Raw genomic sequence first — 16,058 nt, 5'->3', positions numbered from 1 at the left:
GATATTCAGCGGGCCTGAACCTCACCACACGTAAAACAACAACCCAAAGCGCGTCGCATGAGGCCGTTCAGGCGCGAGGCGTTTTTAGGCCGCTATGACGATCTCGTTGTAAGTGTCGAGGTCGACGTAGAAAACCTTGGTGATTTCGCCGATCAGCTCATCCTGCTGGTAGCCTTGCGAGCGCAGAATGTTGATGGCGGTAATGATGTCGACACGCTCTGTCAGCCGTCGTTTCTGGTGGTCCTCGACGAACCGTTCCATAGCCCTATTCTCCTGGCAAGATTATCTGAACGCATTGACCGACAATCAGAACTGCGAGGGAAGCTAGGGCGGCTTGCTTGCGTGGAACTTGCAGGCTGAGCCAGCATATTCCCTCGATCTGCTACAGAACCAGACTGATACGGAAGCGGCCGACTCACCGAGGCCTAGGAAAGACTAGCATGCAGTATTCGGCGTGCCAGAGTGTGGCGGCCTCGGACGAAAGTCCGACGCAACGGGTGCGGACCTTCGCGACTTCATCATCCTTGGGCGTAGCGACGCGAAGCGGAGCGAAGACCCAGGGATCCATGCCGGGATGAAGAAGCGTCATTAACGGTGCAGAATGTGGAATGCCAATGTGCCGCAGAAGCGATCTTGTTCTGCATCGCGGCACTCTTTGGCTGATGTCGCGGCATGGATTCTAGGGTCTGCGCGCGTCGCTCCGCTCCTTGGCTCCGCCCTAGAATGACGAAGTGATTGTGGGCATTTCAGCCAATCTTCGACGTGTACGATCCGTGCAGCCGTCGACCTGCGTTAAACCGTCAGAAACTTCCTGACGTCCGCCCGGTCGAGATCTTCGGCCGGGCCGGTGTGGACGATCTGGCCGCGGTCCATGATGTTGACCTCGTCGGCGAGCTCGCGGCAGAAATCGAGATATTGCTCGACCAGAAGCACCGCAATGCCGGCCTGATCGCGCAAATAGCGGATGGCGCGGCCGATGTCCTTGATGATCGAGGGCTGGATGCCTTCGGTCGGCTCGTCGAGCACCAGCAGTTTCGGCCGCATGACGAGCGCCCGGCCGATGGCGAGCTGCTGCTGCTGGCCGCCTGAGAGATCGCCGCCGCGCCGCCCCAGCATCTGCTTCAGCACCGGAAACAGTTCGAAGACATGCGCCGGCACGTTGCGGTCGGCGCGCTTCAACGGCGCAAAGCCGGACTCCAGGTTTTCGCGCACCGTCAGCAGCGGAAATATCTCCCTGCCCTGCGGTACGAATGCGATGCCCGACCGGGCGCGATCATACGCCGCGCTCCGGTCGAGCGCCTTCCCCTCGAAGGCAACGCTTCCGCTCGTCAGCCGGTGGTGGCCGACGATCGATCTCATCAAACTGGTCTTGCCGACGCCGTTGCGGCCGAGCACGCAGGTGATCTTGCCGGCACCCGCCGTCAGCGACACACCGCGCAACGCCTGAGCAGCGCCGTAATGGAGCGTGGCGTTGGAAACTTCGAGCATGTCAGCGCCTTCTCCAGAAGCGGAGGAACGAAAAGTCGAAGCGATGGAATTGCACCCGCCAGACCATGCTCATCTCCCGAGATAAACTTCGACGACCCGCTCGTCGGCCGAGACGAAATCGAGCGAGCCTTCCGACAGCACCGAGCCCTCATGCAGGCAGGTGACCTTGACGCCGAGTTCGCGCACGAAATGCATGTCGTGCTCGACGACGATGACCGAATGGTCGCGCGCTATGTCCTTGAGCAGCCGCGCGGTTTCCTCGGTCTCGGCATCGGTCATCCCTGCGACCGGCTCGTCAACCAAAAGCAGCTTCGGGTCCTGCGCCAGCAGCATGCCGATCTCCAGCCACTGTTTCTGGCCATGGCTGAGATTGGCTGCCAGATCGTGGCGCTTGTCGCCCAGCCGGATGATGCCGAGGATGTCGTCGATCTGTCTGGCTTCGGCGGCCGAGCGGCGATGGAACAGCGCCGGAAAGATCGAGCGCGGGCCCTTCAGCGCCAGCATCAGATTGTCTTCGACGCTGTGGCTTTCGAAGACGGTCGGCTTCTGGAATTTGCGGCCGATGCCCATCATGGCGATCTCCGCCTCGTCGTGCCGGGTCAGATCGACCTGGCCGTCGAAGAACACTTCGCCCTCGTCGGGCCGGGTCTTGCCGGTGACGATGTCCATCATCGTCGTCTTGCCGGCGCCGTTGGGACCGATGATGGCGCGCATCTCGCCCTTGTCGAGCACCAGCGACAGATTGTTGATGGCGCGGAAACCGTCGAAGGAGACCGAGACGCCGTCGAGATAGAGGATGGTGTTGGACTTCGACATCGCTCTATTCTGCCGGCTGCGGTTCAGGCCCGGACGCGGACCAGGCACCGGGCGTTGTTGCTGCGCTGCGCACGATCTTCAATGGCGGCGCGGCATCAGGGTCTGTGCCCGCTTCCTCTGCAATCGCTGCAGCCCGCATCGCCCGAGCGTTACCGCGCCAGGAATCCCACATGCCGACGATGCCCTTGGGCAGGAACAGGGTTACGGCGACGAACAGGCCGCCGAGCGCAAACAGCCAGAACTCCGGCAGCAGGCCGGTGAACCAGGATTTGCCGGCGTTGACCAGCAGCGCGCCGACGATCGGGCCGACAATGGTGCCGCGCCCACCGACGGCTGCCCAGATCACGACTTCGATGGAATTGGACGGCTCGAATTCGCCGGGATTGATGATACCGACCTGCGGCACATAGAGCGCGCCGGCGATGCCGGCCATGACAGCCGAGACGCTGAAGGCAAACAGCTTCACGTTCTCCGCCCGCCAGCCGAGGAAGCGGGTGCGGCTCTCGGCGTCGCGCACCGCCATCAGCAGCTTGCCGTATTTGGAGCCGACGATCGCCCAGGTGATGAAGACGGCGAGCGCGAGTATGATGGCGCTGGCGGCAAACAGGGCCGAGCGGGTGGCGTCGGCCTGCACGTTGAAGCCCAGAATATCCTTGAAATCGGTCAAGCCGTTGTTGCCGCCGAAACCCATGTCGTTGCGGAAGAAGGCGAGCAGCAGCGCGTAGGTCATCGCCTGGGTGATGATGGAGAGATAGACGCCGGTGACGCGGCTGCGGAAGGCGAACCAGCCGAAGACGAAGGCGAGCAGGCCGGGCACCGCCAGCACCATGATGGCGGCGAACCAGAAGTGGTCGAAACCGGTCCAGAACCAGGGCAATTCCTTGTAGTTCAGGAACACCATGAAATCGGGCAGGATCGGATTGCCGTAAACGCCGCGCGAGCCGATCTGGCGCATGAGGTACATGCCCATCGCATAGCCGCCGAGGGCGAAGAAGGCGCCATGGCCGAGCGAGAGGATGCCGCAATAGCCCCAGACGAGATCGAGCGCCAAGGCAAGCAATGCATAGCAGAGGTACTTGCCCGTCAACGCGACGATGTAGGACGGAATATAGAACGCGCTTTGCGGCGACACTGCGAGGTTGAGCAGCGGCACGATAATGGCGGCCGTCAGCAGGATGAAAATAGTGATGGCGATGCGACGGTCGGCACCCGCGGCGAAGAAGCGTCCCGTGATCATGTTTCCACCGCCCTGCCCTTGAGCGCGAACAGGCCGCGCGGGCGCTTCTGGATGAACAGGATGATCAGCACCAGCACGACGATCTTGCCGAGCACCGCGCCAGCATAGGGTTCGAGAACCTTGTTGACGATGCCGAGCGAGAAGGCGCCGACCAGCGTGCCCCAGAGATTGCCGACGCCGCCGAAGACCACGACCATGAAGCTGTCGATGATGTAGCCGCGGCCGAGATTGGGCGAGACATTGTCGATCTGGCTGAGCGCGACGCCGGCAATGCCGGCAATGCCGGAGCCGAGCGCAAAGGTCAGCGCATCGACCCAAGGCGTCCTGATGCCCATCGAGGCGGCCATGCGGCGGTTGGCGGTGACGGCGCGCATCTGAAGGCCCCAGGGCGTGCGCTTCATAACAAAGAGCAGCACGCCGAAGACGGTGAGCGCGAAGACCAGGATCCAGAGGCGGTTCCAGGTGACGGCGAGTTGGCCGACATCGAACGATCCCGACATCCAGGAGGGGTTGCCGACCTCCTGGTTGGTCGGTCCGAAGATCGAGCGCACCGCCTGCTGCAGGACAAGCGAGACGCCCCAGGTTGCGAGCAGCGTTTCCAGCGGCCGGCCGTAGAGGAAACGGATGACGCCGCGCTCGATGATCAGGCCGACGGAAGCGGCAACCAGGAAGGCGAGCGGCAGCGCGATCACCAGCGACCAGTCGAACAGGCCGGGGAATGAGGTTCGGATCACCTGCTGGACGACGAAGGTGGTGTAGGCGCCGAGCATCACCATCTCGCCATGCGCCATGTTGATGACGCCCATGACGCCGAAGGTGATGGCGAGGCCGATGGCGGCCAGCAGCAGCACCGAGCCAAGCGAGATGCCGTACCATATGTTCTGGCCGGCATCCCACAGCGCCAGGCTCGAATTGATGCTGGCGATTGCCGCCGTCGCGGCATCCTTGACCGCGCCTTGCGCATTGGCCTCGACCGCGGTGAGCAGCGAGACCGCGTCGCGGTCGCCGCGCGCGCCGATCAGGGCAATGGCGGCAAGCTTGTCGGCCTCCGGCTTGTCGGAGACCAGCACCGATGCCGCGCGCGCCTGTTCGAACAATGCCTTGACCTTGGCGTCGGTCTCGGCGGCGATGGCTGCATCGAGCGGCTCGATATTGGCGGCATCGGGGGTCTTGAACATGGTGTCGGCGGCGGCGATGCGGACAGAAGGATCTTTCGCGCGCAACGTCAGCGTTCCCAGTGCATCTCGGATGACACGACGCAGCGTGTTGTTGACCTTGATCTTCGTGATGTCGGCCTTGGGGGCGTCGCCGGCTTTCTCGCCACTCAGCGGGTCGAGCAGCGTGACGCTGTCGGCGGCCTCACTGCCGACGAAGACGGCTGAATCGGCTTTACGGATGTAAAGGTTGCCTTCGGCGAGCGCTGCAAGCGGGCGCTCGACCAGCGGATCGCCGGTGGCGGCAAGTTCGCGCACGACGGCCTCAGTGGCGGCAAAGCCCGTGCCCGTGGCGAATTTGGCGACGATGGCGCGCAGATCGGCTTCGGCTGCGTTCGACGGCAATAGGCTTGCCACCAGGAACACCAGCATGAGGCCGAGAGTGCGCAACAGGATCATCCGTTCAGATACTCTTCTGTGGGGAAATTCCGCGTCCGGGCGGGCTGAAGCGCCCGGACGCTTGGCGGTACCGATCGTGGACGCGTCCACGATCGGTCGGTCCCGGGAGGGATCAGTTCGTGCCCTTGCCGCCGCATTTGCCGGTGGCAACGTTGAAGTTGCCGCAGGACAGAGGCGCGCGCCAATCCGAAATCAGGTCCTTGGAATCGGGCAGATAGTCGGACCATTCGTCGCCCATCACGAGGCCGGGCGTCTGCGACACGGTCTCGAACTGGCCGTCGGCCTGGATCTCGCCGATCAGCACCGGCTTGGTGATGTGATGGTTCGGCATCATGGTCGAATAGCCGCCGGTGAGGTTCGGCACGGACACGCCGACCATGGCGTCGATGACCTTGTCGGGATCGGTGGTGCCGGCCTTTTCGACCGCCTTCACCCACATGTTGAAGCCGATATAGTGAGCTTCCATCGGGTCGTTGGTGGTGCGCTTGTCATTCTTGATGAACTTGTGCCAGTCGGCGATGAACTTCTTGTTTTCGGGTGTGTCGACGCTCTCGAAATAGTTCCAGGCAGCGAGATGGCCGACCAGCGGCGCGGTATCGAGACCGGCCAGTTCTTCCTCACCGACCGAAAAGGCCATGACCGGGATGTCCTCGGCCTTGATGCCCTGGTTGCCGAGTTCCTTGTAGAACGGAACGTTGGCGTCGCCATTGACGGTCGAGACGACGGCGGTCTTCTTGCCGGCCGAGCCGAATTTCTTGATTGCGGAGACTTCGGTCTGCCAGTCGGAGAAGCCGAACGGCGTGTAGTTGACCATGATGTCTTCGGCGGCGACGCCCTTGGCCTTCAGATAGGCCTCGAGGATTTTGTTGGTGGTTCGGGGATAGACGTAGTCGGTGCCTTCCAGCACCCAGCGCTTCACCGAGCCACCGTCCTCGCTCATGAGATAATCGACGGCAGGAATCGCCTGCTGGTTCGGGGCGGCGCCGGTGTAGAACACGTTGCGCTCGCTTTCCTCGCCCTCATACTGGACGGGGTAGAACAGGATGTTGTCGAGTTCCGAGAACACCGGCAACACCGATTTGCGCGACACCGAGGTCCAGCAGCCGAACACGGCGGCGACCTTGTCCTTCGAGATCAGCTCGCGCGCCTTTTCGGCAAAGAGCGGCCAGTTGGAGGCCGGATCGACAACGACCGCCTCGAGCTTCTTGCCGAGCAGACCGCCCTTGGCATTCTGCTCTTCGATGAGCATCAGCATGGCGTCTTTCAGCGTCGTCTCCGAAATCGCCATGGTCCCCGACAGCGAATGCAGAATGCCGACCTTGATCGTGTCTTCGGCGGCCTGGGCCGGAGACGACATCGACAGGCCGGCGGCGACCACGCCGGCCGAAAACATTTTTGTTATTGTGGAGAAATTACCCCTCATACCGAAGACTCCCAAGCTGTTTGATTGCACCGCGATAATGCAATGCAACTGCCGTGCCAAACGCAAAGGCGCCGCTCACGAAGATGGAATAGCCGAGCGTTATCAGCCGGTTGGTATATTAGCCTCGAGAAAACAGTGGTAGCCGGCGAAAATTGATTGAGGCAAATTTGCGCAGCGCACATGGCTTTTGCCTAATTTTTGCCCAATTGAGACAAATGCCTAGTTTTTGATCTCCGGCCGTGTGTTCCGGGCTAACAATGTTGCGGTACCGCGCAAAAATAGGGCAAGCTCGCCCTTCAAAAGAGTGACGTCATGACATCTCGCACCTCATGCATTTCCGGCATCCTGCTGCTGATGGCAACGAGCGGCGCCGCGCGCGCCGATTTCAGCGAGGGCAAGCTTCCGGACGGCACCTATCATTGCGAGGTCTATTTGCTCGGCGCCTTCCTCAACCTCGGCGACATCACTATCAAGGGCAATGTCTATAGTGGTCCGGTGACATTCGGCACCGCGACGCAAGGCTACAACTATCAGATGAATGCCAATGGCGAGATCACCTGGCTCGGGCCGCTGGGCGGCTATACCACCGGTGGCAACTCCGTCTCCATGACACAGGCAACACTGGACGGCGAGACCGCCCCGTCATTCGACATCATTCTGAAGCAGCCCGACGGCGCCTTCACCGCCTCGACCTGCACCAAGGGCTGAGCGATGCGTAGTGCCGCGCCCAGTTGCGGCAAAACCTTCCTCTTATGTCATGTGAATGTTGCCTAGGCAGACTAGGGCAACGGTGCGCCGTAACATCCACCCTGAGAGGCAGACACCATGGCCAATGCACCGTCTTCATCCTCCCCCGTCATCCGCGAAATCATTGCCGAGCGCGTCTCGCGCCGGTCTCTTTTGAAAGGCAGCCTCGCCTCCGGCGCGCTGATTGCCGGCGGCAGCTTTGTCGGCTCCTTGTTTGCCGGCGAAACGCATGCCGCCACAGCGCAGTCGACGCTCGGCTTTCCCGAGCTGAAACGGGTCTACGGCAAGACCCATGCCGCCGCCGAAGGCTATGAGACGACCATCGTCGCGCGCTGGGGCGACCCGCTTGCAGCCGGCCTCGCCGAATTCGACGGCAACAAGGTCGCGGCGGAGGAACAGGAAAAGCGCTTCGGCTACAATTGCGACTACATCGCCTTCATGCCGCTGCCCAAGGGCACGGTGAATTCCGATCATGGCCTGCTCTGCGTCAACAACGAATACATCTCGCCCAATGTGATGTTTCCGGGGATGACCGAGGGCGATGCCGGCAAGACGATGACCAGGGAACAGGTCGATCTCGGCATGGCCGCGATGGGCCATTCGATCGTCGAGGTGCAATTGAAGGACGGCAAGTGGGCAAGCGTGGCGGACAGCCCGCTCAACCGCCGCATCACCGCCAACACCGAAATGACCGTTTCCGGACCGGTTGCCGGCCATGCGCTGATGAAAACTTCGGCCGACCCGACTGGCACGAAAGTGCTCGGCACCAGCTATAATTGCAGCGGCGGTTTCACCCCCTGGGGTACGGTGCTGACCTGCGAGGAAGGCGTGTCCGACATTTTCGGCGGCGACCCGAAAAAGGCGCCGACTGCCGACCTGCTCGACCGTTACGGCTTCGACGGCTCCGACATCTATGGCCGCGGCCGCTTCCATGACCGCTTCAACCTCGACAAGGAACCGAACGAGGCCAACCGCTTCGACTGGGTGGTCGAGATCGACCCTTACGATCCTCAGTCCAGGCCGGTGAAGCGCACGGCACTTGGCCGCATGTCGCATGAGGCCTCGACCGTGGTCCTCAACAAGGACGGCCGCGTTGTCGTCTATATGGGTGACGACGACTATTTCGAATATATGTACCGCTTCGTCTCGGCCAAGGCCTATGACAAGGCCAATCCGGCCTCCGGCGCCGATCTGCTCGACGATGGCGTGCTGTCGGTCGCCCGCTTCGATGCCGATGGCTCGATGACGTGGCTGCCGTTGGTGCACGGCCAGGGCAAGCTTACCGTCGAGAACGGTTTTGCCGACCAGGCCGAGGTGCTGTTGAAGACGCGGTTTGCGGCAGATGCGCTCGGCGCCACGCCGATGGACCGGCCCGAGGACATCGAGACCAATCCGGTGACCGGCCGCGTCTATGCGGTGATGACCAAGAACAAGAAGCGCGACCAGTCAAAGGTCAATCCGGCCAACACGCGGCCGGAAAATCTCTGGGGCCATATTGTCGAACTGATCCCGCCCGGCCGCCGCGGCGCGGACGCCGACCACACGGCCGAAAACTATGCCTGGGACCTGTTCGTGCTCTGCGGCAATCCCAGGGATGCCAAGGTCGGCGCCACCTTCCATCCGGATACGTCGGACAATGGCTGGTTCGTCTGCCCCGACAACATCACCTTCGATCCGGCCGGGCGGCTGTGGGTGGCGACGGACGGCGCCAATGATTTCGACCTGCCGGACGGCGTCTATGGCGTCGACACCGAAGGTGCGGCGCGCGGCCTGCCGAAGCTGCTGTTCACCTGCCCGCACGGCGCCGAAGCGACCGGCCCGTGCTTCACGCCGGACGGCTCGACTTTGTTCCTGTCGGTGCAGCACCCTGCGGAAGATGCAGAGACGCTCGACAAGGCGCAGACGCTGTGGCCCGACTTCAGGGATGGCCAATTGCCGCGGCCGTCCGTCGTCGCCATCCGCCGCAAGGACGGACAGCCGGTCGGCGCATAGTGTCCTAGGGAAAAGGGCGGAACGCGCCATGCGCGTTCCGCGTAGCGATCCGGGAGGACGGCTCAGATCGTCTTGGCCGACATTTGCGAAGCGATGTATTCGGCCTGGCGGATAGCCAGCGACACGATCGTCAGCGTCGGATTTTCAGCCGCACCGGTGGTGAACTGGCTGCCGTCCGACACGAACAGGTTTTTGATGTCGTGCGCCTGGCCGTGCTTGTTGACGACGCCGTCTTCCGCCTTTTCACTCATCCGGTTGGTGCCGAGATTGTGGGTTGAGGGATAGGGCGGCGTCGGGAAGGAGCGCGTCGCGCCGACCGCATCATAAAGCGCTGTGGCCTGCTTGTAGGCATGGTTGCGCATCGCCGTGTCGTTGGGATGATCATCGAAATGCACGTCGGCGATCGGCATGCCGTGCGCGTCCTTCTCGTCCTTGTGCAGCGTGACGCGGTTTTCCGCGCGCGGCATGTCCTCGCCGACGATCCACAGGCCAGCCATGTGATCATAGTGGTCGAGCGCGGTGGTGAAGGAACGGCCCCAGCCGCCGGGATTGAGGAAGGCGGCCATGAAGGGCAAGCCGAGCGACAGCGTCTCGAATTCATAGCCGCCGACAAAGCCGCGTGAGGGATCGTGCCGCGCCTCGTCGCGGATAATGCCGGCCATGGTGGTGCCGCGATACATATGCACCGGTTGGTCGAAGATGGCGTAGACCGAACCGGTGGTGTGGCGCATGTAGTTCTTGCCGACCTGCCCCGACGAATTGGCAAGCCCTTGCGGAAACTTCGCTGACTCGGAGTTTAGCAGCAGGCGCGGGCTTTCGATCGAGTTGCCGGCGACGGCGACAATGCGGGCCTTCTGTTCCTGCAGCTTGCCGTCCTTGTCGGCATAGACGACGCCGGTCACCTTGCCTGAGGCGTCGTGGTTGATCTTGATCGCCATGGCATTCGGCCGGACTTCGAGATGGCCGGAGGCCTCGCCCTTGGGGATCTCGGTATAGAGCGTCGACCATTTGGCGCCCCATTTGCAGCCCTGGAAGCAGAAGCCGGTCTGTTGGCAGGAGTTCCGGTCATCACGCTCGACCGAATTGATTGCCATGTTGCCGGTATGACATTCCTTGTAGCCGAGCTTGTCGGCGCCGGCCTTGAGCACCTTGAAATTGTTGTTGCCGGGCAGCCGCGGCCAGCCATTGGTGCCGGTGACGCCCATCTTGGCTTCCGCCTTGGCGTAGTACGGCTCCATCTCGGCCAATGTGACCGGCCAGTCCAGCAGGTTGGCGCCTTCCAGCTTGCCGTAGGTCGAGAGCGTCTTGAACTCATGCTCCTGGAAGCGCAGCGAGGCGCCGGCCCAGTGCGTGGTCGAGCCGCCGACCGATTTGACTATCCAGGCCGGCAAATTGGGGAAATCCTTCGACACCCGCCAGTCGCCGGACGTCGTGCGCTTGTCCGTCCAGGCGAGTTGGCTGAAGGAACCCCACTCATCATTGATGAAATCCTCGTATTCGTGGCGCGCGCCGGCCTCGAGGATGACGACATCGACGCCTTTCTGGGCGAGTTCGTTGCCGAGCGTGCCGCCGCCGGCGCCGGAGCCGATGATCACGACCACGCCATCGTTGTTGAGATCAAATGAAGCTGCCATGGTTTCCTCCCATGAATTCCTGTTTGCCGGGTTTCAGAACGACGGAAGGGCTCAGAGCCACTCTATGTCGTCGAAACCGCGCGCGATGTAGCCGCCCTTGGAGTAGGATTCGCCCTCGTAGCCGAAGATCGGCCACACCTCCTGCTGGTTGTAGAGGCTGACGACGAGGCCGCCGCGGATGGACTGGAAGAACGGCGTCGCGTCGATCTGCTGCAGCACGGCGACGCGCTGCTCCTCCCAGCCGAGGCCGCGATAGCCGCCCTCGCCCGACTTCTTGTCGAGGTCGGCGATGCCGTCTTCGATCATCGTCTTGTAGGCAGCGTCCTTGCCGGCCTGCTCGTCATGGCCTTTTACGGCGATGGCGTAGTATTTGTCGGGCACCTGATCGTGCGGATAGATGTCGCGCGCCATCTGGATCAGCGTCGCCATGGTTTCGGGCTTGAGCGCTGATGTCTCGAGCCCCCAGGCATTTTCAGGGCTGATGACGGCGCTGCCGGAAATGACGAGCAACGCGCCGATGCCGCCGCGTTTGAGAAGTTCACGACGTGAGAGCCTCGCGTCATAGATCGTGACCATTTGTTCCTCCCTGCTTGCTGTTTGCGCCCTTGAACAGCGCCGTTGCTGGCGCCGCGCGGCTGAATGCGGCTGATAATCCCCTACTGGAAGCGCCCTCCACGCTGCAGAACCTCGATCTTGTAGCCGTCGGGGTCCTCGATGAAGAAAAAGCGGGCGATCAGCGATCCGTCGCGGTTGAATTCGACGATCTTCTTGGGGTTGAGGCCGAGCGCGCCGATCCGGTCGTGTTCGCTGTCGAGATCGGACACCGAGACCGCCAGATGGCCGTAACCGTCGCCAAGCCCATAAGGCTCGGTGCGGCCCTTGTTCACGGTGAGTTCGAGCTCGAACCCCGTTTCGGCGTTGGCAAGGTAAATCAGCGTGAATGTCTCGAAATCCAGCCTGTCGGCGACGTCGAGCCCGAAAGCGTTTCTGTAGAAATCGACGGATCTGGCCTCTTGGAGAACCCGGATCATGGAATGGATTGCCTTCGCCAAATCAGTCTCCGCCGCTGCATGTTGGAGGCGATTATGGGCGGCACGCGCGAAAGGTGGTGGCAGCCGGTTACCACGGCTAAATTTGCAATCGCTGCTATGCCAGCGCCTAAAGACGAAAGTCCGATTGCCGATTCGGCCCACAAGGCCGAACATGCAGGGACAACCACAACTTGAAGGCGCGACACGCTGCGCCCAAAACCAACAATATCGGGAGGTAAGGATGTGCAGGGTTTTTGCCGGGCAGGATCCGGAAGGCTATCGACAGATCAACCGGTCGATCCGCATCGACGGTCACTCTACGAGTATCCAGCTTGAAGGAACGTTCTGGGCGCTGCTTGACGAAATTGCCGACAGCCAGGGCCTGACGACGCCGAAGTTCATCTCAAAACTCTATGACGAGGCGATCGAGATCAACGGCGCCATTCCCAACTTCGCGTCGATGCTGCGTACCACCTGCGCGCTCTATCTGCGCGGTCACCGGCCAGACATGGATGAGCTGACGCCGAAGCGCGAAGCGGCCTGAGGAAGCTAGCCTTCCGCCGCAACGTCGAGCCCGAGCCGCGCCATATCGGTGAACAGCGCCTGACGTTCGGAATAGGCAGTCTGTTCGCCGGTCACGATGTTGTCGACGACGGTCAGCAGCGACAGCGCGCGGGCGCCGAAATGCGCCGCGATTCGGTAGAGTGCGCTGGTTTCCATATCGACAGCGAGAGCGCCAAGCGCCTGCGCTTCGGCAAAGCGGTCGCGCCCTACAGGGTGGTAGAAGACGTCGCTGCAGATGGTCAGCCCGGCCTGGTGGTCGATGCCGAGCTGGGCGGCGCAGGCCAAAGCGTGGGCGAACAGGCCGGGATCGGGCCCGGCGGCAGCATCGTAGAGGCCGAAGACCTGGCCGCTTTGGTCGCTTTCGGCGCGCACCGACTGCGAGATCACCAAGGAGCGCAGCGGCACGCGGGGTGTCAGGCCGCCGCAGGTACCTGTGCGGATCAGCGTTTTGACGCCGTGAACATCCAGGAGTTCATGCACATAGACCAGGAAGGACGGGACACCGATGCCGGTGGCCTGGATGCTGATGGGACGGCCGCGATAGAGACCAGTGAAGCCGAGTGCGCCCCGGCGGCGGTTGACGCAGCGCGGTGCCTCAAGAAATGTCTTTGCCATCCACTCGGCGCGTTGCGGATCGCCCGGCAACAGCACCGTTGCGGCATAGTCGCCCCTGGCAGCCTCGTTGTGCGGCGTCACGACATGCTCCCCAATACCCGCCGCCCGTTTCGCCTGCAATCATGGCAGCGTCACGTCATTGCGCAAGCTTTGAATTAGGGCGCCCTAAGACTCCAACACATCCTTGACCACGGTGGCCAGCTGCTTGAGGGAGAACGGCTTCGGCAGGAAGCCGAATTGCGCGTCCGGCGGCAGGTTTCTGGCGAAAGCGTCTTCGGCATAGCCGGACACGAAGACGAACTTGATGTCGGGCTGGCGCTTGCGCAGTTCGCCGAGCAGCGTCGGTCCGTCCATTTCCGGCATCACCACGTCGGACACGACGATATCGACCTTGCCGCCGAGCGCTTCGAAGACTTCCAGCGCCTCGACGCCCGAGGAGGCCTCATGGACGGTATAGCCGCGCGAGGTCAGCGCCCGCGAGCCGCCCATGCGCACGGCGTCTTCGTCCTCGACGAGGAGCACAGTGGCCGAGCCCGACAGGTCCTTGGCGCTGTCGGCGGCTTTCACCGGCGCAGCCGGCGCCTCGCTGACGTCGCCGGGCTTCTTCGCCTCCACGATATGGCGCGGCAAGAAGATGCGGAAGGTCGAGCCCTTGCCGACTTCGGAATCGCAGAAGATGAAACCGCCGGTCTGCTTGATGATGCCATAGACCATCGACAGGCCAAGGCCGGTGCCTTTGCCGACTTCCTTGGTGGTGAAGAACGGCTCAAAAATCTTCTTCAGCACGTCCGGGGCAATGCCCGAGCCGCTATCCTCGACCTCGACCACGACATAGTCGGCAGGCGTGAGCTCGCGGTAGGAGAAGCTCTTGCATTGTTCGGCGGTGACGTTGCGGGTGCGCACGGTGAGGTCGCCGCCGGCCGGCATGGCGTCGCGCGCGTTGACGGCGAGGTTGACCACCACCTGCTCGAACTGGCCGATATCGACCTTGACCGGCCACAAATCGCGGCCGTGGTCGACCTTCAGCTTGATCTCGTTGCCGACCAGGCGGGCAAGCAGCATCCGGAGATCGGCAAGCACGTCGGTCAGGTTCAGCACTTCCGGCCGCAAAGTCTGCTTGCGCGAGAAGGCGAGCAACTGCCGCACCAGCGAGGCCGCCCGGTTGGCATTCTGCTTGATGTTCATGATGTCGGGGAAGGATGGGTCCGACGGACGGTGATTGGTCAGCAAAAGATCCGACGCCATGATGATGGCGGTCAGCACATTGTTGAAGTCGTGGGCGATGCCGCCGGCAAGCTGTCCGACAGCCTGCATCTTCTGGCTCTGCGCCATCTGGCCCTCGAGCGCCTTCTGCTCGGTGGTCTCGACGGCATAGACGATGGCCGATTCCTCGGCGCCCTCGCCGGTGCCGTCGGCGACGGCGTTGACGTAGAAGCGGATGTGACGCTCCTCATTGCCGGGCAGCAGCGTGTCGATCGGCTCGATGTCGGCCTGCCTCAGCCGCGCCTTTTCGAACGCGGCGGCAAAGGCCGGCCGGTCGCGCTCATGGATCACAGTGTCCAGCCGCACGCGGCGGTCGACCGCGTCGCCGTCGACGACGGAGGAAAACAGCGACAGGAACGGCGCGTTGGTGCGCAGGATGCGGCCGCCATTGTCGACGGCGGCAATGGCCATCGGCGTCGAATTGAAGAAGCGGGTGAAGCGCACCTCGGATGCGCGAAGGTCGGCCGACGCGTCCTCGCCCTGGGTGCGGTTGAGTACGATGGTGCGGGTCGGACCGTTGGTCCCCTCGCGGCTGGCCGAGACCCGATGCATGAAGCGCACCGGCAGCGCCTCGCCAGTCGTCGTCGTCAGATCGAGATCGATTACCGCGTTGCGGGTGGTGCCCGGATCGGCCTTGACCGAGCGCACCAGCGCCATGCCGTCGCCGGCGACGATTTCCGGGAGTGTCACGGCGCCAGGGGTGAAGCTCGCCAGATCGATGCCCAGCCATTCGGCGAGCGTGGCGTTGATGTAGGTGACACGGCCTTCCTGGTCGGCCGAGAAGAAACCGGCCGGCGCATGGTCGAGATGGTCGATGGCCTTCTGCAAGTCGAGGAAGAAACGCTCCTGCTCGGCCCGTTCCTGCGAGATATCGGCAAGCTGCCAGGCAAGCATCGGCAGGCGCTGACCGGGAACGCTGAAGGTCCGGGCCCGCGCCCGGTACCAGCGCGCGCCGGGTTCGGCGCCCGGCCGGATCGACTGTGCTAGCCGGAACTCACCGTCGCCGGCCTGGCCATCGCGCAAGCCCGAGGCCAGCCGGTATATGGTCACCGAAGCTTCGGGGACATCGGAAAGCAGGCCTTCGACCGTCTTCAGATCGGCGGCCGACGCAGCACCGGTCATCTCGGCGTAGGCCCGGTTGGCGTAGACGACGCGGCCCTTGGTGTCGGTGACGATCAGGCCCTGCGACATCGAATCGACGAAGGCCTTCGACAGTTCGTCCCCGGTCGAACGCGGCGCGATCTGCACGAAGCCGATGGCCGTGGCGAACAGGAAGCCGACGCCGATCATGGCAAGCACGCCCAGCATGCCGAGCAGGAACGGATCGCCAAGACGCTCGCGGAAAATGCCGAAAACGATCGCGGCCCCAGTCAGGACGATGATGAACACGATGAGCCGGGTAACCGCGCCTGGCCGCGTGTTCTGATCGACGATCGGTACCGGATAGAAATCGCCGCGCGTTTCCCTGGCCATATGCCCCCTGCTCGTGAGTTGTCCGACACCGCCCCCGGCCGGTTGAATCACATTCTCCTAATCCGGAAAAGGCCTTGGCGGCAAATGTCGGATAAAAATGACGCGTCGGTGTTTTCAAGCTGTTCACGAAGCGTGAAGGCAACTTGCGGTGGCTGGCCGCAA

General features: G+C 62.7%; 14 protein-coding genes. 3 read left to right on the top strand and 11 right to left on the bottom strand.

Annotated features, from left to right (window positions below):
- Window positions 1-84 precede the first annotated feature (84 nt).
- The 6 genes from AC3EML_RS19630 to urtA form a co-directional block, all read right to left on the bottom strand.
- A complete protein-coding gene (locus AC3EML_RS19630) occupies window positions 85-261 on the bottom strand; it encodes a hypothetical protein (RefSeq protein ID WP_023670936.1) in 177 nt (58 codons plus the stop codon).
- A 531-nt stretch (window positions 262-792) separates the two neighbouring features.
- Entirely contained in the window at window positions 793-1,488 is a 696-nt protein-coding gene (gene urtE / locus AC3EML_RS19625) for an urea ABC transporter ATP-binding subunit UrtE (protein ID WP_023688639.1), read from the bottom strand.
- Window positions 1,489-1,557: 69 nt separating this feature from the next.
- Window positions 1,558-2,304 carry an urea ABC transporter ATP-binding protein UrtD gene (urtD, locus tag AC3EML_RS19620; protein WP_023696501.1) on the bottom strand — a complete coding sequence of 249 codons (747 nt, stop codon included), beginning with the start codon at window positions 2,302-2,304 and terminating at the stop codon, window positions 1,558-1,560.
- A 4-nt stretch (window positions 2,305-2,308) separates the two neighbouring features.
- Window positions 2,309-3,541 (bottom strand): urea ABC transporter permease subunit UrtC, encoded by a 1,233-nt coding sequence (gene urtC / locus AC3EML_RS19615; RefSeq protein WP_352520285.1) that lies wholly within the window; start codon window positions 3,539-3,541, stop codon window positions 2,309-2,311.
- The gene (gene urtB / locus AC3EML_RS19610) at window positions 3,538-5,154 is read right to left on the bottom strand and encodes an urea ABC transporter permease subunit UrtB (protein ID WP_023684622.1); all 1,617 of its coding nucleotides are present in this window, start codon (window positions 5,152-5,154) and stop codon (window positions 3,538-3,540) included. Before urtB ends, urtC begins: the two co-directional genes overlap by 4 nt.
- A gap of 112 nt (window positions 5,155-5,266) precedes the next feature.
- A complete protein-coding gene (gene urtA, locus AC3EML_RS19605) occupies window positions 5,267-6,577 on the bottom strand; it encodes an urea ABC transporter substrate-binding protein (RefSeq protein WP_023688643.1) in 1,311 nt (436 codons plus the stop codon).
- A 312-nt stretch (window positions 6,578-6,889) separates the two neighbouring features.
- On the opposite strand from urtA, the gene AC3EML_RS19600 reads away from it, so the two are divergent.
- Window positions 6,890-7,285 (top strand): hypothetical protein, encoded by a 396-nt coding sequence (locus AC3EML_RS19600; RefSeq protein ID WP_023688644.1) that lies wholly within the window; start codon window positions 6,890-6,892, stop codon window positions 7,283-7,285.
- A 117-nt stretch (window positions 7,286-7,402) separates the two neighbouring features.
- Complete coding sequence (locus AC3EML_RS19595) at window positions 7,403-9,316, top strand: PhoX family protein (protein WP_023688645.1); 1,914 nt, start codon at window positions 7,403-7,405, stop codon at window positions 9,314-9,316.
- A gap of 62 nt (window positions 9,317-9,378) precedes the next feature.
- Here AC3EML_RS19595 and AC3EML_RS19590 read toward each other — a convergent pair whose 3' ends face one another.
- The 3 genes from AC3EML_RS19590 to AC3EML_RS19580 all read right to left on the bottom strand — a co-directional run bounded on the left by AC3EML_RS19590 (window position 9,379) and on the right by AC3EML_RS19580 (window position 12,002).
- Window positions 9,379-10,950: a GMC family oxidoreductase gene (locus AC3EML_RS19590; protein ID WP_023688646.1), complete on the bottom strand. Its 1,572-nt coding sequence runs from the start codon at window positions 10,948-10,950 to the stop codon at window positions 9,379-9,381.
- A 51-nt stretch (window positions 10,951-11,001) separates the two neighbouring features.
- Window positions 11,002-11,526, bottom strand: a complete 525-nt coding sequence (locus AC3EML_RS19585) for a twin-arginine translocation pathway signal (RefSeq protein WP_023688647.1) — start codon at window positions 11,524-11,526, stop codon at window positions 11,002-11,004.
- 80 nt (window positions 11,527-11,606) lie between these two features.
- Entirely contained in the window at window positions 11,607-12,002 is a 396-nt protein-coding gene (locus tag AC3EML_RS19580) for a VOC family protein (protein ID WP_023684616.1), read from the bottom strand.
- Window positions 12,003-12,222: 220 nt separating this feature from the next.
- On the opposite strand from AC3EML_RS19580, the gene AC3EML_RS19575 reads away from it, so the two are divergent.
- Complete coding sequence (locus AC3EML_RS19575) at window positions 12,223-12,525, top strand: ribbon-helix-helix domain-containing protein (RefSeq protein WP_023670924.1); 303 nt, start codon at window positions 12,223-12,225, stop codon at window positions 12,523-12,525.
- A 5-nt stretch (window positions 12,526-12,530) separates the two neighbouring features.
- On the opposite strand, the gene AC3EML_RS19570 is transcribed toward AC3EML_RS19575, so the two are convergent.
- Both AC3EML_RS19570 and cckA read right to left on the bottom strand, forming a co-directional pair.
- Window positions 12,531-13,241, bottom strand: coding sequence for a purine-nucleoside phosphorylase (locus tag AC3EML_RS19570; RefSeq protein WP_023712397.1), 711 nt, complete (start codon window positions 13,239-13,241; stop codon window positions 12,531-12,533).
- An 84-nt stretch (window positions 13,242-13,325) separates the two neighbouring features.
- The gene (gene cckA, locus AC3EML_RS19565) at window positions 13,326-15,896 is read right to left on the bottom strand and encodes a cell cycle histidine kinase CckA (protein ID WP_023670922.1); all 2,571 of its coding nucleotides are present in this window, start codon (window positions 15,894-15,896) and stop codon (window positions 13,326-13,328) included.
- Window positions 15,897-16,058: the final 162 nt, after the last annotated feature.

This window comes from Mesorhizobium sp. P170090 (genome assembly GCF_057786115.1).
The sequence above is the reverse complement of the archived record's forward strand: the minus strand, read 5'-3'. Positions and strand labels throughout refer to the sequence as shown.

Coding starts and splice junctions, on each gene's coding strand:
- urtB (WP_023684622.1), bottom strand. CDS start 5,154: ATGATCCTGTTGCGCACTCTCGGCCTCATGCTGGTGTTCCTGGTGGCA.
- urtD (WP_023696501.1), bottom strand. CDS start 2,304: ATGTCGAAGTCCAACACCATCCTCTATCTCGACGGCGTCTCGGTCTCC.
- AC3EML_RS19575 (WP_023670924.1), top strand. CDS start 12,223: ATGTGCAGGGTTTTTGCCGGGCAGGATCCGGAAGGCTATCGACAGATC.
- AC3EML_RS19595 (WP_023688645.1), top strand. CDS start 7,403: ATGGCCAATGCACCGTCTTCATCCTCCCCCGTCATCCGCGAAATCATT.
- cckA (WP_023670922.1), bottom strand. CDS start 15,896: ATGGCCAGGGAAACGCGCGGCGATTTCTATCCGGTACCGATCGTCGAT.
- AC3EML_RS19630 (WP_023670936.1), bottom strand. CDS start 261: ATGGAACGGTTCGTCGAGGACCACCAGAAACGACGGCTGACAGAGCGT.
- AC3EML_RS19600 (WP_023688644.1), top strand. CDS start 6,890: ATGACATCTCGCACCTCATGCATTTCCGGCATCCTGCTGCTGATGGCA.
- urtC (WP_352520285.1), bottom strand. CDS start 3,541: ATGATCACGGGACGCTTCTTCGCCGCGGGTGCCGACCGTCGCATCGCC.
- urtA (WP_023688643.1), bottom strand. CDS start 6,577: ATGAGGGGTAATTTCTCCACAATAACAAAAATGTTTTCGGCCGGCGTG.
- AC3EML_RS19585 (WP_023688647.1), bottom strand. CDS start 11,526: ATGGTCACGATCTATGACGCGAGGCTCTCACGTCGTGAACTTCTCAAA.
- urtE (WP_023688639.1), bottom strand. CDS start 1,488: ATGCTCGAAGTTTCCAACGCCACGCTCCATTACGGCGCTGCTCAGGCG.
- AC3EML_RS19590 (WP_023688646.1), bottom strand. CDS start 10,950: ATGGCAGCTTCATTTGATCTCAACAACGATGGCGTGGTCGTGATCATC.